General features: G+C 63.6%; 21 protein-coding genes. 16 read left to right on the forward strand and 5 right to left on the reverse strand.

What is annotated here, in order from left to right:
* Position 1: 1 nt before the first annotated feature.
* The 4 genes from A9O65_RS12745 to yidD all read left to right on the forward strand — a co-directional run bounded on the left by A9O65_RS12745 (position 2) and on the right by yidD (position 2,286).
* Positions 2–976 (forward strand): alpha-L-glutamate ligase-like protein, encoded by a 975-nt coding sequence (locus tag A9O65_RS12745; RefSeq protein WP_064698466.1) that lies wholly within the window; start codon positions 2–4, stop codon positions 974–976.
* A 79-nt stretch (positions 977–1,055) separates the two neighbouring features.
* Positions 1,056–1,508: a Fur family transcriptional regulator gene (locus tag A9O65_RS12750; protein ID WP_064698652.1), complete on the forward strand. Its 453-nt coding sequence runs from the start codon at positions 1,056–1,058 to the stop codon at positions 1,506–1,508.
* Positions 1,509–1,522: 14 nt separating this feature from the next.
* A complete protein-coding gene (gene hisI, locus A9O65_RS12755) occupies positions 1,523–1,972 on the forward strand; it encodes a phosphoribosyl-AMP cyclohydrolase (protein ID WP_064702292.1) in 450 nt (149 codons plus the stop codon).
* A gap of 8 nt (positions 1,973–1,980) precedes the next feature.
* Entirely contained in the window at positions 1,981–2,286 is a 306-nt protein-coding gene (gene yidD, locus A9O65_RS12760; protein ID WP_064698468.1) for a membrane protein insertion efficiency factor YidD, read from the forward strand.
* Positions 2,287–2,385: 99 nt separating this feature from the next.
* On the opposite strand, the gene A9O65_RS12765 is transcribed toward yidD, so the two are convergent.
* Positions 2,386–2,811 (reverse strand): SufE family protein, encoded by a 426-nt coding sequence (locus A9O65_RS12765; protein WP_064698469.1) that lies wholly within the window; start codon positions 2,809–2,811, stop codon positions 2,386–2,388.
* Between the two features lie 28 nt (positions 2,812–2,839).
* Entirely contained in the window at positions 2,840–4,000 is a 1,161-nt protein-coding gene (locus A9O65_RS12770; RefSeq protein ID WP_254783089.1) for a tyrosine-type recombinase/integrase, read from the reverse strand.
* Between the two features lie 312 nt (positions 4,001–4,312).
* On the opposite strand from A9O65_RS12770, the gene A9O65_RS12775 reads away from it, so the two are divergent.
* A complete protein-coding gene (locus A9O65_RS12775) occupies positions 4,313–5,356 on the forward strand; it encodes a DNA-binding protein (RefSeq protein ID WP_064698470.1) in 1,044 nt (347 codons plus the stop codon).
* A 289-nt stretch (positions 5,357–5,645) separates the two neighbouring features.
* Here the strand turns inward: A9O65_RS12775 and nfuA are convergent, their stop codons facing one another.
* Positions 5,646–6,236, reverse strand: coding sequence for a Fe-S biogenesis protein NfuA (gene nfuA / locus A9O65_RS12780; protein WP_064702293.1), 591 nt, complete (start codon positions 6,234–6,236; stop codon positions 5,646–5,648).
* A 298-nt stretch (positions 6,237–6,534) separates the two neighbouring features.
* Here nfuA and metH point away from each other — a divergent pair, with 298 nt between their 5' ends.
* The 4 genes from metH to A9O65_RS12800 all read left to right on the forward strand — a co-directional run bounded on the left by metH (position 6,535) and on the right by A9O65_RS12800 (position 13,939).
* On the forward strand, positions 6,535–10,236 hold the full coding sequence (metH, locus tag A9O65_RS12785; RefSeq protein ID WP_064702294.1) for a methionine synthase: 3,702 nt from the start codon (positions 6,535–6,537) through the stop codon (positions 10,234–10,236).
* A 1-nt stretch (position 10,237) separates the two neighbouring features.
* Positions 10,238–11,617, forward strand: a complete 1,380-nt coding sequence (locus A9O65_RS12790; RefSeq protein ID WP_082920175.1) for an MATE family efflux transporter — start codon at positions 10,238–10,240, stop codon at positions 11,615–11,617.
* Between the two features lie 164 nt (positions 11,618–11,781).
* Positions 11,782–13,434 (forward strand): nitrite/sulfite reductase, encoded by a 1,653-nt coding sequence (locus A9O65_RS12795; RefSeq protein WP_064702296.1) that lies wholly within the window; start codon positions 11,782–11,784, stop codon positions 13,432–13,434.
* Positions 13,427–13,939 carry a DUF934 domain-containing protein gene (locus A9O65_RS12800; RefSeq protein WP_064698474.1) on the forward strand — a complete coding sequence of 171 codons (513 nt, stop codon included), beginning with the start codon at positions 13,427–13,429 and terminating at the stop codon, positions 13,937–13,939. Before A9O65_RS12795 ends, A9O65_RS12800 begins: the two co-directional genes overlap by 8 nt.
* A gap of 120 nt (positions 13,940–14,059) precedes the next feature.
* Here A9O65_RS12800 and smrA read toward each other — a convergent pair whose 3' ends face one another.
* On the reverse strand, positions 14,060–14,653 hold the full coding sequence (gene smrA / locus A9O65_RS12805) for a DNA endonuclease SmrA (protein WP_064702297.1): 594 nt from the start codon (positions 14,651–14,653) through the stop codon (positions 14,060–14,062).
* Between the two features lie 200 nt (positions 14,654–14,853).
* Between smrA and A9O65_RS12810 the strand changes: the two genes are divergently transcribed.
* From A9O65_RS12810 to pdxH, 6 genes are all read left to right on the forward strand, one after another.
* Positions 14,854–15,282, forward strand: a complete 429-nt coding sequence (locus tag A9O65_RS12810) for a gamma-glutamylcyclotransferase family protein (RefSeq protein WP_064698476.1) — start codon at positions 14,854–14,856, stop codon at positions 15,280–15,282.
* Between the two features lie 139 nt (positions 15,283–15,421).
* Positions 15,422–15,883: an MgtC/SapB family protein gene (locus A9O65_RS12815; protein WP_064698477.1), complete on the forward strand. Its 462-nt coding sequence runs from the start codon at positions 15,422–15,424 to the stop codon at positions 15,881–15,883.
* An 85-nt stretch (positions 15,884–15,968) separates the two neighbouring features.
* Complete coding sequence (locus tag A9O65_RS12820; protein ID WP_064698478.1) at positions 15,969–16,310, forward strand: arsenate reductase family protein; 342 nt, start codon at positions 15,969–15,971, stop codon at positions 16,308–16,310.
* Between the two features lie 35 nt (positions 16,311–16,345).
* Positions 16,346–16,966: an NAD(P)H:quinone oxidoreductase gene (wrbA, locus tag A9O65_RS12825; RefSeq protein WP_064698479.1), complete on the forward strand. Its 621-nt coding sequence runs from the start codon at positions 16,346–16,348 to the stop codon at positions 16,964–16,966.
* Positions 16,963–17,358, forward strand: coding sequence for a DUF2069 domain-containing protein (locus A9O65_RS12830; RefSeq protein WP_064698480.1), 396 nt, complete (start codon positions 16,963–16,965; stop codon positions 17,356–17,358). Before wrbA ends, A9O65_RS12830 begins: the two co-directional genes overlap by 4 nt.
* 102 nt (positions 17,359–17,460) lie before the next feature.
* The gene (pdxH, locus tag A9O65_RS12835; RefSeq protein WP_064698481.1) at positions 17,461–18,102 is read left to right on the forward strand and encodes a pyridoxamine 5'-phosphate oxidase; all 642 of its coding nucleotides are present in this window, start codon (positions 17,461–17,463) and stop codon (positions 18,100–18,102) included.
* A 54-nt stretch (positions 18,103–18,156) separates the two neighbouring features.
* On the opposite strand, the gene A9O65_RS12840 is transcribed toward pdxH, so the two are convergent.
* Complete coding sequence (locus A9O65_RS12840; protein WP_064698482.1) at positions 18,157–20,904, reverse strand: bifunctional acetate--CoA ligase family protein/GNAT family N-acetyltransferase; 2,748 nt, start codon at positions 20,902–20,904, stop codon at positions 18,157–18,159.
* A gap of 117 nt (positions 20,905–21,021) precedes the next feature.
* On the opposite strand from A9O65_RS12840, the gene A9O65_RS12845 reads away from it, so the two are divergent.
* Positions 21,022–21,954, forward strand: a complete 933-nt coding sequence (locus A9O65_RS12845) for a histone deacetylase family protein (protein WP_064702298.1) — start codon at positions 21,022–21,024, stop codon at positions 21,952–21,954.
* The last annotated feature ends 57 nt before the right edge of the window (positions 21,955–22,011 follow it).

The raw sequence follows: 22,011 nt of genomic DNA on the forward strand, positions 1-22,011 counted from the left end.
GATGTGGACGACCCCCGGCAAGCTTCGTGCCAAGGGCATCATCGGCATGAATCGGCGCAATATCCGTTATATCGGCCGCTACAACGACCGGCGGCTCTATCCGCTGGTCGACGATAAGCTGCAGACCAAGCTGCTCGCCCAGCGCTACAACATCACCACCCCCGCTCTGATCGGCACGGTGTCGACCCAGTTTGGCGTCAAGCACATCCGCGACATGCTCGACGGCCACACGGGCTTCGTTATCAAACCGGCCAAGGGCAGCGGCGGCAAGGGCATCCTGGTCGTCGAGCGGGTCGAGGGGCAGCATTACATCAAGCCCAGCGGCGCTCACTTGACGCTCAAGGATGTGGAGCGTCATGTGTCCAACATCCTCTCGGGTCTCTATTCCCTGGGGGGATCGCCGGACGTGGCGATCATCGAGGATCTGATCAACTTCGATGCCACCTTCAGCGAGTACACCTACGAAGGCGTGCCGGACATTCGTGTCATCGTCTTCAAGGGCTACCCGGTGATGGCAATGATGCGGCTCTCCACCGCCGCCTCGGACGGCAAGGCCAACCTTCACCAGGGGGCGGTGGGTGTCGGTATCGACATCGCTTCCGGTCAGGCGATACGCGGTGTGCAATTCGATCGTTCACGCCACGACCATCCGGATACCGGCCACGAACTGGCCAGCCTGCGGATCAGCGACTGGGGCACGCTGCTGCGATTGGCGGCGGGCTGCTACGAGATGACCGCACTGGGCTATCTCGGCACCGACATGGTACTGGATCGCGACCATGGCCCCATGCTGCTGGAGCTCAACGCGCGTCCCGGCCTGGCCATCCAGATGGCCAACGGCGAGGGACTCCGCAACCGGCTGGATCTCATCGAGCGTCAACCCGATGGTCTCGAGGTCGAGCAACGCGTGGCATTTGCCCAGCACCACTTCGCCCGTCGCAGCGAGCTGGACACGCTCCAGGAGGCGACGGCATGAAACGACGCGGGTCGTTGCCTGGCGATGGTCGTGTGCGGCGCGTAGAATGGGTCATCCACCCCGAGACCACATGGCCAGCATGACCGATTCCCGCGCCTTGATGGACCAGGCCGAACGACAGTGTCGTTATCGTGGCGTCCGCTTTACGCCGATTCGCCGACGTGTGCTGCAGATGATTGCCGACACGCGCGGCGGGTTGAAGGCTTATGACCTGCTCGATCGTCTCACCACCGAGCACGCCTCTGCCCGACCACCGACGGTATATCGTGCCCTGGAATTTCTCATCGATCAGGGGCTGGTGCATCGCATCGAGTCGCTCAATGCCTATGTGGCCTGCCCCTGTCCCGAGCATGCCCACGGCTTTCAACTCTTGATCTGTCGCGATTGCGGCCGGGTCGAGGAGCTGCACCTCGACGATATCAACGAACAGTTGGGGCAACGTGCCCGGGAACTGGGGTTCACGGTACAGCGTCAGACCATCGAGCTGCTCGGCCGTTGCGACGCCTGCCAGAGCGTTTCCCAGACTCCCTGATAGCCGGAGAGACCATGTCCGATGCCCTCAAGGCGCTGGAAGGCGCCGCCCTCGATACTCGCCGCCCGCTCGACGAGATCCTCGATGCCGCCCGCTTCAACGACGCCGGCCTGATGCCCGCTATCGCCCAGCAGCATGATTCCGGCGAAGTGCTGATGATGGCCTGGATGAACCGCCAGACCCTGGAAGAAACCCTGCGGACGGGGCGCGTCTGCTATTGGTCGCGCTCACGGGGCAAGCCCTGGCGCAAGGGAGAATCATCCGGACAACAGCAGCACCTTCGCGCCGCCAGCCTCGACTGCGATGGCGACACCTTGCTGCTTCAGGTCGACCAGGACGGGCCGGCTTGTCACAGCGGGCGCCGCAGCTGCTTCTACGTGGCACTGGAGAGTGACCAGGCACGCGTCACCAGCGAGCCGATGGTCGACCCTGCGGCGCTCTACGGCGACAAGTCGCCCCACTGAGACGCGCCATGCACGCCCTCGCCCGAAGCCTGCGCGCCGGGCTCGCCTTCATCATGATCGGCCTGGTGCGTCTCTACCAATGGCTGATCAGCCCTCTGCTCGGCCCACGTTGCCGCTACTGGCCCAGCTGTTCCGATTACACCGCCGAGGCCCTGCGCGTGCATGGTCCCTTGCGCGGTGGCTGGCTGGCGGCTCGACGCCTTCTGCGTTGCCATCCCGGTGCCTCGGGGGGCATCGACCCAGTGCCCGGCGGCCCCAGTGAACGGCTGTGCCAGGCAGATCCTGACCTGGATGACGACTTTCGCTGTCGATAGCTCCACCGAGGGCCTCAGGTTAGTCGGCCCGCCGGCTTCACCGACAAGATGCCCGGTCGGCACCAAGAGGCCGACCGTGCGCAAGGCGTGACGACGGCATCATGCCGCTTCCTGCTCGGCGACCCGATAGATTCGATCGAGCATGGCATGCAGGCCGTTGCTGCGAGTCGGCGACAAATGCTTGTCGAGACCGAGATCTTTCAGAAAATGCGGGCTGGTCGCCCGGATATCCGATGGATGCCGGTCGTTGTAGATGCGCATCAGCACCGCGATCAGTCCCGAGACAATGGCGGCATCCGATACGGCATCGAAATGCAGCGCCTCGCCGTCACGGCGATGATGCATCCAGACATTGGACTGGCAGCCCTGGATCTTGAGCTCCTCGACCTTCCACTCGTCGGGGAAAGCCGGTAGCTGCTTGCCCATGTCGATGATGTACTGGTAGCGGTCCATCCAGTTGTCGAACATCTCGAACTCTTCCAGCAGCGCCTGCTGGGCTTGTTCGGCGGTGGTCTCTGCGTTCATGAGGGCTCCTGACTGGCTTCTGGGCATATTATACCGGTTGCTCCCCTGGTACGTCCGCCCCTCCTGTGCCCTGGGGCGTCAGGCCGTGCCGAGCCTGCTGTCGATGCCACTCCTCGGCCTCGGTATGCAGGTAGCGGGCCGTGGTGTCGAGCCGGGAGTGGCGCGCCGTCTCGGCGAGGTAGCGAAGCTCGACACCGGCCTGGGCTTGATGCGTCAGCGCCGTATGGCGCAACCAGTGCGGCGTGGCACGTCTCAGTTGCGCCACTTCGCGTTCCGCATCGGCACCGAGCTGGTGTTTCAGGGCAATGGCCGCTTCCTCGAAGATTGCCCGAATCAATCGATACAAATGATTGTCCCCCACGCCGCGACGGCCATCGAGTCCCCGTAACAAGGGCGTCGGCTCGTCGGCCGACGGCTCCGGCGAAAGATTCAGGCAGACGCGCCAATCGGCGAGCAAGCGCATCATGTCCGGCGGCACGGGAATACGAGCCGTCTTGCCGCCCTTCCCCGTCACCCGCCACCACCAGCGCCCCTCGCGCCGGATGAAGTCATCCATGCGGGCACCGGTCATCTCGCCGATGCGTGGCGCCAATAGATAGGCGAAGCCGAATACCAGACGCCGCCGCATCCAGACGAAGCGCGCTCGGCGGGAGGCCGATGACGCCGGCGGCCGGTCCAGCCATTGCCAGAGCCACTCCCACAGCGGCCGCTCCAGATAGCGCTCGATCGCGCCCCGACGATTGTCCATTCGTCGGCGCTTGTCACGCATCAACCGGAAAGGATTGTGGTCGAGCCACCCTGCTTCGACCAACCAAGCGCACAGGCCCTGCAGGATAATCAAGCTCTGCCGTCGGCTCGAGGGCGACAAAGGGCCCCGAAACGGCCGCCAGCGCGGATCCTGGCGGGCGCGGGTCGGGCCGACCCAGCGCTCGCGTGGCGTGGGATCGCCAAGAAAGGCCTCGAAGGCATCGAGATGGTCGCGACGTAACTCGGCCAGCGACATGCCCTGCTCGCCCAGCCACAGCAGCAAGCGCTCGGCCTCACGGCGGTAAGCCCGCTGAGTGTTCGGACTGGCGCGGTACTCCTCCAGCCAGAGCGCGACGGCCTGGACGTCGTTGGTGGCCGCGATGCGTCCCGCCCCGGCTGGCGAGAGGCCGCTTGGAAGCCAGCCGTCGGTGCCATAGAGCACCGCCCCAATCTCCGAAGCCACCGGATAGGCTGCCTGCGGCACACCTGCCCCGCCCAAGGCCTTTCCTTCGGGCCATTCGTCCGGCACTTGCCCTCCTGTTTCTGTCTGCACATGGCGTACCGAGGCCTATAGTGTCACGCCGTAAGGCAAAATAATCAAGATAAGCCGCGTAATCTTGATTATAAAGCATAAAAAATAAATAAAATTACATTACACATAATACGTAATAAGCTTTATCTTCGCCTTGGAAAGCGCTATCCTTCGCCCATCAATCGGGCTGCTGCCCCGATAAACCGCGACGAGGAGACCCCCATGGCACGCACCGGTGTGCGATACGAGGATGTACAGCGCGCCATCGACACTCTGATGGCCAAGGGCGATGCCCCCAGCGTGCACAAGATTCGCGAGACGCTCGGTACGGGTAGCTTCACGACCATCAGTGAGCATCTGCGCGAGTGGCGCCGCCTGCGCGAGGAAAACCGTGACGTGCCACCGCCCCAGGGAATGCCCGTCGAGCTCCAGGAGCTGGCCGAGACGCTCTGGACTCAAGCCCAGGAAGCGGCCAATCAGGCACTGGCACACTATCGCCAAGAAGCCGACTCCCGCGTCGACGATGCCCGTCAGCAGGCTGCCGATGCCGAACGTCGCGCCGAAGATGCCGAGCAGCGCGAGACCGCCCTGTCGGCCCACCTGACCCAGATCGACCAGCGCCTCGAGCAGCGCACCTCGGAACTGGCTCAGTTGCGCACCGAGCACGAGGCCCTTCAGAAAGAGGAAGCTCGCTCGAAGGAGCGTCTCGATGAGCTGGTGCGGCGCCTGGAAGCGGCCGAGGCGGAAGTGAAACGCCGTGAGCAGGCCCACCAGCAGGCCTTGGAGGAACAGGCCGAGACGCACCGCGAGCGTCTGGCACAGGAAGAAGAACGCAATGAAACCGCCGAGGCGCGCCTGATGGGACTGCTCGATCAGGAGCGCCAGGAACGCCAGGCGGCCGAAAAGGCCCATGCCGGCCGGGAACAGCGCCTGACACGTCGACTCGAAACCCTCCAGGAACAGCAGAGCGCCCTGCAGACAGATCTCGCTGCGGCTCGCCAGGCACAGCACGACGCCGAACAAGCCCGGGACAATGCCGAGCAACGCGAGGCCGCCTTGCGCGACCAGCATGAACAACTCAAGGCACGTCTCGAGGAACAGGAACGACGTATAGCGGAGCAGACGGAACAGTGGCGCGAACGCGAACGTCAGTTCGAACAGCGGCTATGGGCCTCGCTCGAAGCCATGCGCGAAGAGTGGCGAAGCGAAAGGACTGCCTCACCCGAGAACGGAAACGACACCCCAGACACAACGAACCCCGCTTGAGCGGGGTTCGAGGAGAAGAAGGTTAGAAGTACTACTTTCAGCGCCCCTAGCCCCGGATAGCACCAGGGCATGGGGTGCGCCGTGTTACACAGACTTAAAGGAGCGCTGATTTATGTCGCGAGCGATGACAGATTTGGCTGCCGCCGGAGCACAGGAACCGGAGGTTTACGCGGTGTCAAATGAGGATTTCGAGCACCGCCGACAGCCAAGGCTAGGCCCGTTCCCGACGGGCCTTCGCACTTCCCGCATCCATGCGGGTCGTCGAGCGCAGCAATAAATCAACGCCTCCTTAGCGATAATAGGCGTTGGTGGTATCGGTGTGGTCGGTCACGTCGCGAATCCCGGAGAGCTCCGGAATGCGCTCCATCAGCGTCTTCTCGACACCATCCTTGAGAGTGATGTCAACTGCCGCGCACCCCTGGCAGCCACCGCCGAATGACAGGACAGCGACCTGTTCCTCGGTCAACTGCACCAGGCGGACTTCCCCGCCATGAGCTGCCAGACCGGGATTGATCTCGCTATACAGCACATAGTTGACCTGGTCCTCGATGGGGCTGTCGGCATTGACCTTGGGCATCTTGGCGTTGGGCGCCTTGATGGTGAGCTGCCCGCCCATGCGGTCGGCATTGAAGTCGACCACGGCCTCCTCGAGGAACGGCACGCTGTTCTTGTCCAGGTAGACGGCGATCTTCTCGAGCTCGAGACGCTCGTCGCTGGGCTCTTCCTCACCGGGGCGGCAGTAGGCCAGACAGGTCTCGGCGTAGGGCGTCCCCGGCTGAGTGATGAAGATACGCACGGCGATCCCCTCGACGTTCTGCTTGGCCAGCAGTTCGGCGAGGTAATCCTGGGCACTATCGGTGATCTGGATGCTGTCGCTCATGATGCTCTCACTGGTCTGGCCCGACCGGGGATGAGGATAACGGACGTGGCCGGGACTAATCGGTGTTTTCCCTAATGGTAAGCGAGCAATGGCGCCGAGACAATCCCGAGTGATTTGCTGGGTCTTTGATGCCCTGCCGCCGGGCGTCACCATTTGCTACCATAGGGCGCCTATCCGGCGCGCCACGCCGAACAAGGAAAAACACTGCACCATGTTGCGCGTGCAGATCGCAGCTTGCGCGGCGATCCGCTCAGCGTTTCCACGACCGATGCTTTCACGCTGGAGATCACCCCGACCCATGGCCGACGTTCCCGTATCCTCGCTTGCGACACTCACCGACAGTCTCGCCAGACGCATCCTGATGCTGGATGGCGGCATGGGGACCATGCTGCAGAATGCCGGCCTCTCCGAAGACGAGTTCCGAGGCGAACGATTCGCGGACTGGCCGACGGATCTCAAGGGCAACAACGACCTGCTGGCGCTGACCTGCCCTGACCTGGTGACGCGCATTCACCGCGACTACCTCGAGGCCGGTGCCGACATCGTCGAGACCAATACCTTCAACAGCACGCGGTTGTCCCAGTCCGACTACGGCATGGAGGACCTGGTACCAGAGTTGAATCGCGAATCCGCGCGCCTGGCCCGTACCATCTGCGATGCCGTGGCACAGGAAACCGGCGTGCCGCGCTACGTGGCGGGCGTGCTGGGGCCGACCTCTCGCACGGCCTCGCTGTCCCCGGACGTCAATGACCCGGCCATGCGCAACGTCACTTTCGACGAATTGCGCGACAACTATCGCGAAGCCGCCGAAGCCCTCGTCGAAGGTGGCAGCGACCTGATCCTGATCGAGACGATCTTTGACACCTTGAACGCCAAGGCCGCCATCTACGCGCTCGAAGAGCTGTTCGAGGCGCGCGGCGAGCGCCTGCCGGTGATGATCTCGGGGACCATCACCGATGCCTCAGGTCGCACCCTGTCGGGCCAGACCACCGAGGCCTTCTGGAACTCGGTACGCCATGCCCGGCCGCTGTCGGTGGGCCTCAACTGTGCACTGGGGGCCGAAGAGCTGCGTCCCTACGTCGAGGAGCTCTCCCACAAGGCCGATGTCTTCGTCTCCGCGCACCCCAACGCCGGGCTGCCCAACGAATTCGGCGAGTACGACCAGACGCCCGAGGAAATGGCAGCCATCGTCGCCGAGTTCGCCGAAAGCGGGCTGGTCAATATCATCGGTGGCTGCTGCGGCTCGACGCCCGAGCACATCGCCGCCATTCACCGGGCGATCCGTGACACCGCACCACGCCAGCTTCCCGAACGCCCCCTGGCCTGCCGGCTTTCCGGGCTCGAGCCGTTCAACATCGAGCACGACTCGCTGTTCGTCAACGTCGGGGAGCGCACCAACGTCACCGGATCGGCGCGCTTCAAGCGACTGATCAAGGAAGAAGATTACACCACCGCCCTGGAGGTGGCCCTCGAGCAGGTCGAGAACGGCGCCCAGGTCATCGACATCAACATGGACGAGGGCATGCTGGAATCCGAGGAGGCGATGGTACGCTTCCTCAATCTGATCGCCGGCGAACCGGATATCGCTCGGGTGCCGATCATGGTCGATTCTTCCAAGTGGGAGATCATCGAGGCCGGCCTGAAGTGCATTCAGGGCAAGGCGGTGGTCAATTCCATCTCGCTGAAGGAAGGCGAGAACGCCTTCCGCGAGCAGGCCACCAAGTGTCGCCGCTACGGCGCCGCGATCGTGGTCATGGCCTTCGACGAACAGGGCCAGGCCGATACCTTCGCGCGCAAAGCCGAGATCTGCCAGCGCGCCTATCGTCTGCTGGTCGACGACATCGATTTTCCGGCCGAAGACATCATCTTCGACCCGAACATCTTCGCCATCGCCACCGGCATCGAGGAACACAACAATTACGCCGTGGACTTCATCGAGGCGACTCGCTGGATCCGCGAGCACCTGCCCCACGCCATGGTGTCCGGCGGCGTGTCCAACGTTTCCTTCTCCTTCCGTGGCAACAACGCGGTACGCGAGGCGATCCACTCGGTCTTTCTCTACCATGCCATCCGTGCCGGCATGACTATGGGGATCGTCAACGCCGGCCAGCTGGCGGTCTATGATGATCTGCCCGAGGAGTTGCGCGAAGGTGTCGAGGACGTGGTGCTCAACCGCCGCGACGACGCCACCGAACGGCTACTCGACCTGGCCGACAAGTACAAGGACGACGGCAGCGGCGCTTCCCGCCAGGAAGACCTGGAGTGGCGTGGCTGGGAGGTCGAAAAGCGCATCGAGCACGCCCTGGTCAAGGGCATCACGGCCTATATCGAGGAAGACACCGAGCTGGCCCGGCAGCGTGCCACACGCCCCATCGAGGTCATCGAAGGCCCCTTGATGGACGGCATGAACGTAGTTGGCGACCTGTTCGGCGCCGGCAAGATGTTCCTGCCCCAGGTGGTCAAGTCGGCCCGCGTGATGAAACAGGCCGTGGCCTACCTGATTCCCTACATCGAGGCCGAGAAGAGCGAAGATGCCCAGGCCAAGGGCAAGATCGTCATGGCCACGGTCAAGGGCGACGTTCACGACATCGGCAAGAACATCGTCGGCGTCGTGTTGCAATGCAACAACTACGAGGTCATCGACCTCGGCGTGATGGTACCGGCAGAGAAGATCCTGCAGACCGCCCGCGAAGAGAACGCCGACATCATCGGCCTCTCCGGGCTGATCACGCCCTCTCTCGACGAGATGGTTCACGTCGCCAAGGAGATGCAGCGTCAGAACTTCGATATTCCGCTGCTCATCGGCGGGGCCACCACCTCCAAGGCGCACACCGCGGTCAAGATCGAACCCGGCTATGACCACCCGGTGATCTACGTCACCGATGCGTCCCGCGCCGTGGGCGTGGCCGGCAAGCTGCTCTCGCCCGGGCTCAAGGAAGCCTATGTCGCCGAAATCCGCGAGGACTACGAGAAGGTTCGCGAGCGCAATGCCAAGCGACGTCCAAAGGCCGCCGAGATCAGTTACGCCGAGGCCCGCCGACACAAGCCGGCCATCGACTGGCAGGACTATACGCCACCTCGCCCGGCGCTTTCCGGTCTCGAGGTCTTCGACAACCATGACCTGGCGCCCCTGATCGAGCGCATCGACTGGACGCCCTTTTTCATGAGCTGGCAACTGGCTGGCAAGTATCCGCGCATCCTCGATGACGAGAAGGTCGGCGAAGCGGCGCGCAACCTGTTCGATGACGCCCAGGCGATGCTCAAGCGGCTGGTCGACGACGGCCTGATCCAGGCTCGAGGCGTGATTGGCATGTGGCCGGCCAACACCGTCGACGATGACGTCATCGAAGTCTATGCCGATGAGTCGCGCACCGAGGTCGTCGAGCGGCTTCATCATATTCGCCAGCAGACCACCAAGAACCGCGAAGGCGTGTGTTATAGCCTGGCCGACTTCATTGCCCCCAAGGAAAGCGGCAAGCCGGACTGGATCGGCGGTTTCGCGGTGACCGCCGGGCATGGCGTCGAAGCACTCACCGAGCGCTACAAGGCAGCCGGCGATGATTACAACGCCATCATGGTCCAGGCCCTGGCCGACCGCCTCGCTGAGGCCTTCGCCGAGTACATGCACGAACGGGTGCGCAAGCAGTACTGGGGCTATGCGCCCGACGAGGCACTGGACAACGAGGCGCTGATCGCCGAGAAGTATCGCGGCATCCGGCCGGCCCCGGGCTATCCGGCCTGCCCCGACCATACCGAGAAGGCCACGCTGTTCCGCTTGCTCGACGCCGAGACGCATAGCGGCCTCTCGCTGACCGAGAGCTTCGCCATGTGGCCGGCGGCCGCGGTGGCCGGCTGGTACTTCGCTCACCCGCAGTCGAAGTATTTCTCCACCGGCAAGATCACCCGTGACCAGGTCGAGACACTGGCCGAACGCAAGGCGATGTCGCTGGCCGAGCTGGAGCGCTGGCTCATGCCGGTGCTGTCCTACGACCCCAGCTGACATGTCTGACCGCGTTACCCCTCATGCGCGTTCGGCTGCCGCGACGACTTCGTTGCTGCCCGGCGGCAACAGGCATCGCGTCATCCTGCGCCTCGCCCTGCCGATCATCGGCGGCATGCTCAGCCAGAGCCTGCTGAACCTGATCGACGCGGCCATGGTGGGCGCCTTGGGTGAGATTCCGCTGGCCGGCGTCGGCATAGGTGGCTATGCCATCTTCTTGATCACCGCCGTGATGTTCGGGCTGTCGTCCGGAGTACAGGCCCAGACCGCGAGGCGCCACGGCGAGCAGGCTTGGGGGCGGCGAGCCCAGGCCCTGAATGCAGGGCTCGCCATCGCCCTGGTCGTCGCCGTACCCTTGACCCTGCTCTGTCTGTGGCAGGCGCCACGGCTGATGACCTGGATCAATCAGGATCCAGCGGTGAATGCCGAGGCGGTGACCTATTTCCGCTGGCGCGTGGTATCGCTGATCCCGGTGGCCATGATCTTCTGCTTTCGCGGCTACTGGAACGGCATTCAGCGTACAGGCCTCTACCTGCGCATCATGCTGGCGATGCACCTGGTCAACGGCCTGGCCAGCGCCGGGCTGATCTTCGGTCTCGCGGGATTGCCCGCCATGGGTGCCGCTGGCGCCGGTGCCGGCACCACGCTGTCGCTGTACGTGGGGCTGGCGATCTGGGCCACCTACAGCCTGCGTCACGCCATGGCCAGTGGTTTTCTCGCCGCACGCCCTCATCTCGAGACGTTGCTGACGACCCTGCGGCTGGCCATTCCCCACTCCTTCCAGCAGATATGGTTCGCCGCCGGCTACGCGATGCTGTTCTGGATCCTCGGCCATATCGATACCGCCAGCGTGGCGGTGGGTCACGTGCTGGTGAACCTCTCGCTGCTGCTGATACTGCCCGGCGTCGGTCTGGGTATGGCGGCCATGAGCCTGGTGGGGCAATCGTTGGGTCGGCAGGACCATCGCGACGCACATCGCTGGGGCTGGGACGTGGTGCGCGTCGCCCTGCCTTGCCTGCTGCTTCTGGCCCTGCCGTTGCTGGCCTTTCCCGAGGCGGTTCTGGGGACCTTTTTGCACGATGCCGATCTCATCGCGCTCGGACGGTTCCCCTTGCAGCTCACCGCCATGATGATCGTGCTGGATGCCGCCGCCCTGGTGTTTGCCCAGGCCCTGCTTGGCGCCGGCGCCAATCGCACCGTGATGACCACAACCCTGGCCCTGCAATGGCTGGTCTTCCTGCCGCTTGCCTGGTGGGTCGGCGTCCACCAGGGCTTTGGCCTGGTCGGCATCTGGTGGGTACAACTCGGCTACCGATGCCTGAATTCCACCTGGTTCGCCGTCATCTGGCAGCGAGGCCGCTGGGCGTCACTGAGCATGTGACGAGAGGTGGGGCCGAGAGGACATGACCCGACATGCCTGTCCTTTTTCTCTATCCCTCATTCCATTTCGAATATAAACTATGCACATTTATTCTTTTCTCGTATAAAGATCACCCGGTAAGCTAGTCGCAACCGTGCCACTTCCCTATCGAAGGAAGGCGTCGAATGTATCGCTACGACAATCATGACCAAACCCTGGTGGACGAGCGCGTCGCCCAGTTCCGTGACCAGATGCGCCGTTATCTCGAGGGCAAGATCAGTGATGAGGAATTCCTGCCGCTGCGTGTGCAGAACGGTCTCTACATCCAGCGTTACGCCCCCATGCTGCGTATCGCCATCCCCTACGGGATGCTGGCCTCCTACCAGCTGCGCAAGCTCGGCGAGATTGCCGCGCGTTACGACCGAGGGTACGGTCACTTCACCACGCGCACCAATTTGCAGCTGAACTGGCCGAAGCTCGAGGACGTGCCGGACATCCTGGCCGATCTGGCCAGCGTGCAGATGCATGCCATCCAGACCAGCGGCAACGATATCCGCAACACCACCACCGACCAGTTCTCCGGCATCGCGGCCGACGAGGATGTCGACCCGCGCCCCTGGTGCGAACTGATCCGTCAGTGGTCGACCTTCCATCCGGAGTTCGCCTATCTGCCGCGCAAGTTCAAGATCGCCGTGACCGGTGCCGAAGAGGACCGTGCGGCCATCCAGGTTCACGATGTGGGCCTGCGCTTCTGGCGCGACTACGCCGGCGAAGTTCGCGTCAAGGTACTCGCCGGCGGCGGCCTGGGCCGCACACCGATGATCGGTGCCGTGATGTGCGAGGACCTGCCGTGGCGGCACCTGCTCACCTATCTGGAAGCCCTGGTGCGGGTGTACAACCAGTTCGGCCGCCGAGACAACAAGTTCAAGGCGCGCATCAAGATTCTGGTCAAGGCATTGGGCATCGACGAGTTCCGGCGCCGTGTCGAGGAAGAATGGGCCCATCTCAAGGACGGCCCCCAGACCTTGACCGAGGAAGCCGTCTCCGCCGTGGCCGCTCACTTCGTCGATCCGCCCCGCCGTGAGGTCACCCAGGACGCCATCGAGGCCTACGAGCGCCTGCGCGGGGAAAACCGTGCCTTTGCCCGCTTCGTGACCAACAACGTCACCGACCACAAGGTGGCCGGCTACAAGGCCGTGACCCTTTCGCTCAAGCGCTCCGGCCATTCACCTGGCGACGTGACCTCCGAGGACATGGCCGCAGTGGCGGATCTGGCCGACGAGTTCAGCTATGGCGAACTGCGCGTCACCCACGAGCAGAACCTGGTGCTGACCGATGTGCCCGTGGATCGCATGGAGGAGCTCTGGCAGCGTCTCGATGAACTCGGCATGGCCAACCCCACCGTGGGCACCCTGGCGGATCTGATCTGCTGCCCGGGCGGCGATTACTGCTCTCTGGCCAACGCCAAGTCGATTCCGGTCGCCCAGGCGATCCAGGAACGCTTCGAGAACCTGGACTTCCTCTACGACCTGGGGCCCCTGGAACTCAACATCTCGGGCTGCATGAACGCCTGTGGCCACCATCACGTGGGCCATATCGGTATTCTCGGCGTCGACAAGAAGGGCGAGGAGTATTATCAGATCTCGCTTGGCGGCAGCCAGGGCAACGAGTCCTCCCTGGGCAAGATTCTCGGGCCTTCCTTCTATCGCGAGGATGTGACGGACGTGATCGACAAGCTGTTGCAGGTCTACATCGGCGAGCGCACTCCCGACGAGACCTTCCTCGATACTTATCGCCGCATTGGCCTGAAACCCTTCAAGGAGCATGTCTATGCCTGAACAGCGTACCCTGATTGCCGATCGCCGCGTCCAGCAAGACGACTGGGTGCTCCTCGAGGAAGGCGCTGAGCGTCCCGCGGACGCCGGTGTCATCGTCCCTGTGGCGGAGTGGCTGGAGGCCCCGGGCAAGGATGTCGCCCCACTGCTGAGCAGCGACACCGAGCTCACCCCCGAACTCGCCGGGCAACTGCTTGATGCGCCATTGATTGCCATCGACTTTCCCAAGTTCACCGATGGCCGCGGTTACAGCATCGCACGCCTGCTGCGGGAGCGTTACGGTTACGCTGGCCAGATTCGCGCCGTGGGGGATGTGTTGATCGATCAGCTGTTCTACATGTCGCGGTGCGGCTTCAATGCCTTCCTGCTGCGCGAGGACCAGATCGTCGAAGATGCCCTGAATGCCCTGGACACCTTCAGCCTGAGCTACCAGCCCGGCACCGACACCGAGGAGCCGCTGTTCCGGCGTAGGATGCGCGAGGCCCGCCGCGAGCAGGCTGTCGCCTGACGCTGCCCTCCGCAGGTGAATCCTGTCGCCATCACGCTCGTGACGACACCTGAAGCCTGAAAAAGCCGGCCATCATTGGCCGGCTTTTGCGTTCCTTGCTCCTTCCTTTCTTAACTGTTCTCAGCCACGACGCTTCTGTTGTCGCTCGCGATTGGCGGCGCGGGCACGCTCGCTCTTGCGCAACATGACCCAGGTGGCCCCGATACCGCCATCACGCTGCCCCGCCGAGGCAAACGCCTGTACCTCGTCCAGGGTGGCGAGCCACTTGGCAAGATAGGAACGCAGCACGTTGGGCGAGCTGTCGATCTCGCGACCGCGGCCATGCACGATCAACACCGAGCGCAGGTCATGTTCGCGAGCTTCGCGAAGGAACTCGGGCAAGGCACGGCGACATTCTTCCAGTGGACGGCGCAACAGATGCAGGCTGGCCTGGGCCGGATAGCCGCCATGACGCAAGCGCTCCACCACACCCTTTTGAATGCCGTCACGACGAAATTCGAGCGGATCAAAGGGCGGCACAAGGTCAACGAAATCATCCGACAATCCCGGCGCTGCCCCGTCTTCGGCGATGGCACTTTGCCGTCGTGCCAGTTGAGCTTCGCTGGGACCGCGCCGCGAACGGCCGGGATCGGCACGGTCTGCCCCGCCACGCACGGGGCGGACCTCACCCACCAGTGCCCGGAAATCCATCTCATCATGTCGGGACTGTGTCATGGGCACCTCCTGCTCGAATGGGGAGCCTTCATCCTAGCGTCGCATGTCGGACCAGCAAAGATACGCTGATCCTCGGCCGGCCGAGGATGGCGGTGAACGTCCAACTCGCATGGGGCGAGAAATTTCACCAACCCGATGTTATCGTCGGCGCCGAGCGCTCGCCCCCCACAGGATGTGATTTGCATGGAACGAGACCAATCATGATGACGCTGCGCCGCCTGGGGCTATTGAGCCTCTGCCTTGCGCCTTTCGCCATCGCCGCCTGGTTCTGGCTGACCTGGCTCAGTCCCTGGACCTACGAACGTCCCGATTCGCTCCCGGCAATCGCCCATGGCGAACACCATCTCTTCGTCTACGGCACCCTGCGCTATGCGCCGGTTCGCTGGCTCGTCTACGGTCGGAGCGGTGATCCGCAGCCCGTGGAACTGAATGGCTACCAACGCCAGGGACTCGATCTGGTGCCATCCGAAGAGGACAGCGTCGAGGGCCTCATGCTGACGGTCGATGAAGAAGAGCTGGCACGCCTCGACCGTTACGAACGACTGGGGATTCGCTACTATCGAGAGGAAATCACGCTCTCCAATGGGCAACGAGCCTGGGTGTATCGACGCTTGCCGTCATCGGATTGAGCTGAAATTTTTCGGATTCAAGAGGTGAATATAACGGTATAAATTTCATGTTTCTTTCTCAAACCTCCGTGAGTAGACCACCCTCTATAGAGAAAAGAGCGCGCGACGTCTCGCCACGCGACATGACAAGAGGGTGACCATGGACGCTGAACTGACATTGCTGGAAATGTTCACTCGCCTATCGACAGCCGCAGGGCTGGCACTGGTACTCGGCATCGAACGAGAGTTTCGCGGCAAGCCCGCCGGATTACGCTCTCATATGCTGGTCGCCCTGGGGGCCGCCGCTTTTCTGTTGGTCGGGCTGGAAATTCTGTTTTCCTCCACCGGGAATGACCCGACAGCGCGCATCGACCCGACCCGCATTGTCGAAGGCGTGATCGGTGGCATCGGCTTCCTTGGCGCCGGCAGCATCATCCGCAGCGGTACCAGCGTACAAGGCATCACGACCGGCGCTTCCATCTGGCTGGCCGGCGCCATCGGCATCGCCGCGGGGTTCGGTGACCTGGCGCTAGCGGCCATGGTCACGGTGCTCGCGCTGATCATCATGACGGTGCTGGGCGCCATCGAGCGGGCCCTGCCCTGGCACAAGCGCGATGACTGAGTCGAACCCGCCCGATGTTGTGGGGCTCATCGGCGACAGCCTACAATGATCGAGCTATTAGATCCGACTCGACATGAGGCCTCGCATGCTGACCCTGCTGCACAATCCGCGTTGCTCGAAATCCCGTCAGGCCCTGGCGCTGCTCGAGGAGCGCGGCGCCGACATCCGGATACGCCGCTACCTGGACGACCCGCTCGACGAGAAGGAGCTTCGCGCCCTGATGTCACGCCTCGATGCCGATGGCAGCGCCCTCGTGCGCACCAATGAGGCGGAATGGAAGGCGTTGAATGCCGATATCGAGGATCCCGATCAGGTCGTGCGCGCCATCCTCGACCACCCGAAGATCCTGCAACGTCCGATCGCCGATGATGGACAGCGCGCCGTTATCGGGCGCCCGCCGGAGGACGTGCTCGGCCTGCTCGACTGACCCGCTCCCCCTTTCCTTTCGCCCCAGGAAGCCGCATGTCATCCCAACCTTACATTCTGATTCTCTACTATTCGCGTCAAGGCGCCACTCGCGCCATGGCCGAGCGCCTCGCCGCTGGCGTCGAGTCGGTTCGTGGCATCGAGGCCCGCTTGCGTACCGTCCCGCCGGTCTCCCCGACCTGCGAGGCCGTGGACCCGGAGATCCCCGCCGAAGGCGCGATCTATGCCGATCTCGATGACCTCCGCCATTGCGCCGGCCTGGCTCTCGGCAGCCCGACTCGCTTTGGCAACATGGCCGCTCCCCTGAAGTACTTCATCGACACCACCAGCGAGCTCTGGCTAGGGGGCGCCCTGATCGATCGGCCCGCCACGGCCTTCACTTCCACCTCCAGCCTGCATGGCGGCCAGGAGACGACCCTGATCTCCATGCTGCTGCCACTGCTGCACCACGGAATGGTCTATGCAGGGCTGCCCTACAGCGAAGTCGAGTTGATGGAGACGCAGGCCGGCGGCACGCCCTATGGCACCAGCCATCTGGCCGGCAAGCGCAGCGATCGCCCGCTCGATGAGCACGAACGCCGCCTGGCCTTTGCCCAGGGCAAGCGCCTGGCAAGGTTGGCACTGGCACTGGACCGCCATGACGAGGAGAACGCATGAAGCGCTGGCTGGACAATCTCGAGGCTCGCGTAGGAGTGAATGCTCTGGTGACCCGCTGCCGCCGCCTGGTCATCGGCAGTTATGCGATACTGATCCTGATGATGATCTATCGGGGCGTGGCCGTGGAAAGCGATGCCAGCCGCATCGGGCCCATGGTGGCCTTCGTGCTGCCCCTGGTGCTCTTCCTGCCCTCCATCCTGGCCAAACGCGCGAGGGGGCATGCATGGCTCGCCTTCGTCAGCCTGCTCTACTTCGCTCAGGGCGTCATGGTTGCCAGCCTGCCCGGACAGCTGGCACGAGGCAGCCTGGAGGCGCTGGTCTCGCTGGCCCTGTTCGCCGGTTGCGCGGGATATGCGCGCTTTCGCAGCCGCCAGGTCAAGACGGGCACATGAGCCGGGATCGGCCTCTTCACATGCCTGGCCGGCTCGACCCCAACATCCCTTGAGCTTGATACGCCAAGCGGCGACCATGATCGAACATTCTAGGAGAACGCCATGACACGAGATATTGCCGATATACGGCGCGACTACGAAGGCGGTCGGCTCGAGGAAGATCAGGTGCCGGACGATCCCCTGGCCCTGTTCGACGAGTGGCTGGCACTGGCACTGGAGACCGAAGGCGACGACGGCAACGTCATGACGCTGGCCACCGCCGACAGCCAAGGCATGCCTCATGCCCGGGTGGTACTGCTCAAGGACGTCAGCGAGCAAGGGCTCGTCTTCTATACCAACTACCAGAGCCACAAGGGCAGCGAGCTGGCCAATGTCCCTCATGCGGCCCTGGTCTTCTGGTGGCCCTCACTGGGTCGTCAGGTGCGCGTCGAAGGCCCCGTCGAGCAAGTCAGCGACGCGGAGTCCGACGCCTACTTCGCCAGTCGTCCCCGCGCCAGCCAGCTGGGTGCCTGGGTGGCGACCCAGAGCGTGGTCATCCCCGGCCGAAACTGGCTCGAAGAACGTGAACAGCGCTTCCAGCGAGCCTACGAAGGCCAGGAAATCGAGCGCCCTGGCCACTGGGGCGGCTATCGCGTGGTGCCGGAAATGATCGAGTTCTGGCAAGGCCAGCCCAGCCGCCTGCACGACCGCATCCGCTACGAGTGCCGAGCCAACGCCTGGCACCGATTCCGGCTCGCCCCCTGAAGCAACAAGCGGCGCATGGCCGCGCTCAGGCGCTGTCGCCTGGAACGGAGACGTTCAGTCCGTCAGCGCCTCGAGCCGATGCCGTTGCCATTCGCTGCGCGGCTCGTTGAGACGCAGCACGGCGTCCACGACCTGCTCTTCCATGTTGTAGCGCTGGCGAAACCCGAGCTGTTTCATCAGCGCTCGCATGGGATGGTTGTCGGCCATGATCTGGCCGACCATTTCCAGCGTCCCGACCCCTTTGCTGTAGCGGATCATCCTCTCCATCAACAGTTTGCCGATGCCCAGGCCTTGCAGGTCGTCGCGGATGATGATCGAGAACTCGGTGCGAATGTTGTCGGGGTCGTTCCAGACCCGCACGACCCCCAGCATTTCCTTGCTGCCATCCTCGAGCGGATGTTCGGCGATGAAGGCCATCTGGCGGTCATAGTTGATATGCGAGAGCATCGACAGGTCGCGCTGTGACAGATCGGCCTTGTTGTGAAAATACCGAAAACGAATGCTCTGCTCGGAGAGCTGAGTGTGGAAACGGGTGATCAGCGGTGCGTCCTCGGCGCGTATCGGCCGGACCTCGACATCCCAGCCATTGCCGAGCGTCACCCATTCCCGCAGTTCTTCTGGATACGGCATGATCGCAAAGCGCGCCGGCTCGCCCAGGTCCATGGCAAAATCCACGGCCACTATGCCATCGCGATTGAGCAGGACAGGGTTGAGCTCCAGTCCCTTCAAGGTCGGCAGGTCAGTGGCCATCTGCGAGAGCTTGACCAGCAGCTCGCAAATGCGCTCGATATCGCGTTCCGGATCGCTCGAATGTTCACGAATCATGCGTGCCGCATGGGTACGGCCGACCACATCCGCCGCCAAGGTCATGTTCAATGGTGGAAGAGCCACCTGGCGATCGGCCAGAATGTTCACCTTGTAGCCACCGATGCCGAACACGATCAACGGACCGAACACCGGATCCCGCGTGATGCCCGCGCACAACTGCATGGAATGCTTGCCGCGCTGCATCGCCTGAAGGCAATACTCGCGGATGGTGAAATCGGGAAACTTTTCGCGCACCTTGTCGCCCAGACGCGTCACGCCCTCGGCCACCTCCTCGGGGGTGGCCAGATCCTGCAACAATCCCGCCGAGAGCTTGTGTGGATGCCGCCGATAGCGGAAAGGCCGGCAGTTGCCATCATGGACGACCTTGAGCGCCATGGGGCCATCGAAACCTTGCGCTGCATCGTCGGCCTCCTCGGGCGTCATCAGGTAACGGCTGGGCGCCGAGGGAATACCATAGGTCTCGAGGACCCGTGACACTTCCGAGTGATCGAGACTCTCTCGCCCCTGCTCCCTGGAGCTTTCGATCAGTTCGCGACAGTGAGCCCGGATCGCCGGTGTCGTGGCGAAAGGCAAGCTCGGGGGTGTTTCCTGGAGCAGCGATTGCACTCGCTGGTAATCGACCATGTGCATGAAGGCCTTGACGGCCTTCTCCGGCGAGATATAGGTAGGAATACCGGCCTGGTTGCACTCGTGTCGAGCCGACAGCGCCTCCTCCAGGCCCATCCAACTGGTCAGCAGGTTGCGCTTGAAGCGCTTACGGGCATCGATGATGGCCCGCGCCGTCTCCAGCGATGGCGCCAGGCGGGTTGGCGCATGTACCACCAGCACGGCATCGACACCAGGGTCGGCGGCGACCCGTTCCAGGGTCTCGACGAACTGCGCCGGCGTCGCGAGACCGCCCAGATCGACGGGGTTCTCGCCAGGCTTGCTGCGATCGCGCTGCTCCTGTCGCAGGTGCTGTTGCGTCGCGGCCTCGAAGGTGGCCAGGCGGCCGCCGGCACTGATCAGCTTGTCGATGGCCAGCATCGCCGGCCCCAGGCCATTGGACACCACCGCCAGGCGGTCACCGCGCAGGGGCTTCATGCGCGAGAGGGTCTCCAGTGCGTCGAACAACGCATCGGAGTCGTCGACGCGCACCACCCCGGCACGCGCGAAAGCCGCATCGAAAACCTGATCCCGGTTGGCGATGCCCGGTGTTGCCGGCAGGTTGGAAATATCCGATTCGGCAGTGCGCCCGCTCTTGATGGCCAGCACCAACCGATGACGCGAGGCATCGCGCATCGCGGTCATGAAATGCTGGGCATCGAGGATACGCTCCAGGTGCAGCAGGATGGCCTGGGTCGGCGCATATTGATTGATGTAGTCGATCAGGTCGGGCAGCATCACATCGACGCTGTCGCCGAGGGTCAGCAAGTGCGAGAAGCCGATGCCTCGCCCCGCTGCCCAGTCGATCATGGCGTTGCCCAGCATGCCGGATTGTCCCAGATAGGCCACGCGCCCACGCTTGACCGGCTGACTGGCGTAGGAGGCATTGAGTTTGCGCCCCGGCACGATCAACCCCATGCACTCGGGCCCGAGAACGCGTATGCCGGATGTTCGCGCTGCGCTCAGCATGCGTGAGCGTATCGATTCCGTTTCGCCTCGCACCTCATCAAGATGCGCGCCTCCCGACAACACCAACGCTGCCCGCACCCCGAAGCGCCCCAGCCGATCGATCAACGCCGGCACCGTTTCCACCGGCGAGCAGATCACCGCCAGGTCCGGCACGTGCGGCAACCGGGAGACACGACTCACGCAGGGCACGCCGAACACCTGGTCATAGCCCTTGGGATTGAGTGCCCAGACTTCGCCGCCGAATCCGCCTTCGCGCAGGTTGCGCAGGACCAGTCCACCCATGGAATGGGGCTTCTCGGACGCACCGACCACCACGATGCTGCGCGGCTCGAAGAAGTGGGACAGGAAGCGGGTGCTCATCGAATACTCCGTCGGAGGACAGAAAGACCACAGGCTTGTTTCTGTGTACGACTTATTGCCAGTGTCATGCAAGGACTTCCCACCCCTATCGTAGGCGCAACCCAGCGGAGGGTACGCATGATCACGGCCTACATCACACATCCCGATCAGCCCCGGCACTACATGGGCCCCGAGCATCCCGAATCGCCCCAGCGCCTCGAGGCCATCCGGGCTCGTCTGCTGCGCTCGGGCACTCTCCAGCAGACCATGCAGTCCGAGGCCGTCGAGGCAAGCGAGGCGCAACTGCGGCGCGTCCATTCCGAGGCACACTTGCGCACTCTCGAGCGCTGCGCCCCCGAGCACGGCATCATACCGCTCGATGGCGATACCCTTATGACGCCCGACAGCCTGCGCATCGCCAGGCTAGCCGCCGGCGCGGCCATCAAGGGCGTCGACCGGGTCTACCGACATCAGGCCGACAACGCTTTCTGCGCCATGCGCCCGCCCGGCCATCATGCCGAGGCCGCCACCGCCATGGGCTTCTGCTTCTACAATAATATTGCGGTGGCCGCTGCCCACGCCCGCAGCGAACATGGCGCACGCCGGGTGGCCATCCTCGATTTCGATGTCCACCAATGCAACGGCACCATCGATATTTTCCAGAACGATCCGGGCGTATTGATCTGCACCAGCTTCCAGTATCCCTTCTACCCTTGGCGCTATCTTGACTGCCGGGCCCCCAACGTCGTCAATACGCCGTTGCCGGCCGGCACCGAGGGCCCCGCCTTCCGTCGCGCCATCGAGGCGAGCTGGCTGCCGGCCCTGCACGACTTCCAGCCCGATCTGGTACTGGTCTCGGCCGGCTTCGACGCCCATCGCGAGGATCCCCTGGCCGAGTTATGCCTGGGTGACGAAGACTTCTACTGGGTGAGCCGCCTGGCCATCGACATCGCCGAGCGCTATGCCGAGCGCCGCCTGGTGTCAGTTCTCGAAGGTGGTTACACCGGCGATGCCCTGGGACGCAGTACAGAGGCGCATCTCAAGGCACTGCTGGGCCTGCCCTTCGATTGACGAGGCGTTTCCCGGTGTCAGGAAATCTCGTCGATGGCGACGTGACGCACCCTAGAT

This window comes from Halomonas caseinilytica (assembly GCF_001662305.1).
Taxonomy (GTDB): Bacteria; Pseudomonadota; Gammaproteobacteria; order Pseudomonadales; family Halomonadaceae; genus Halomonas; species Halomonas caseinilytica.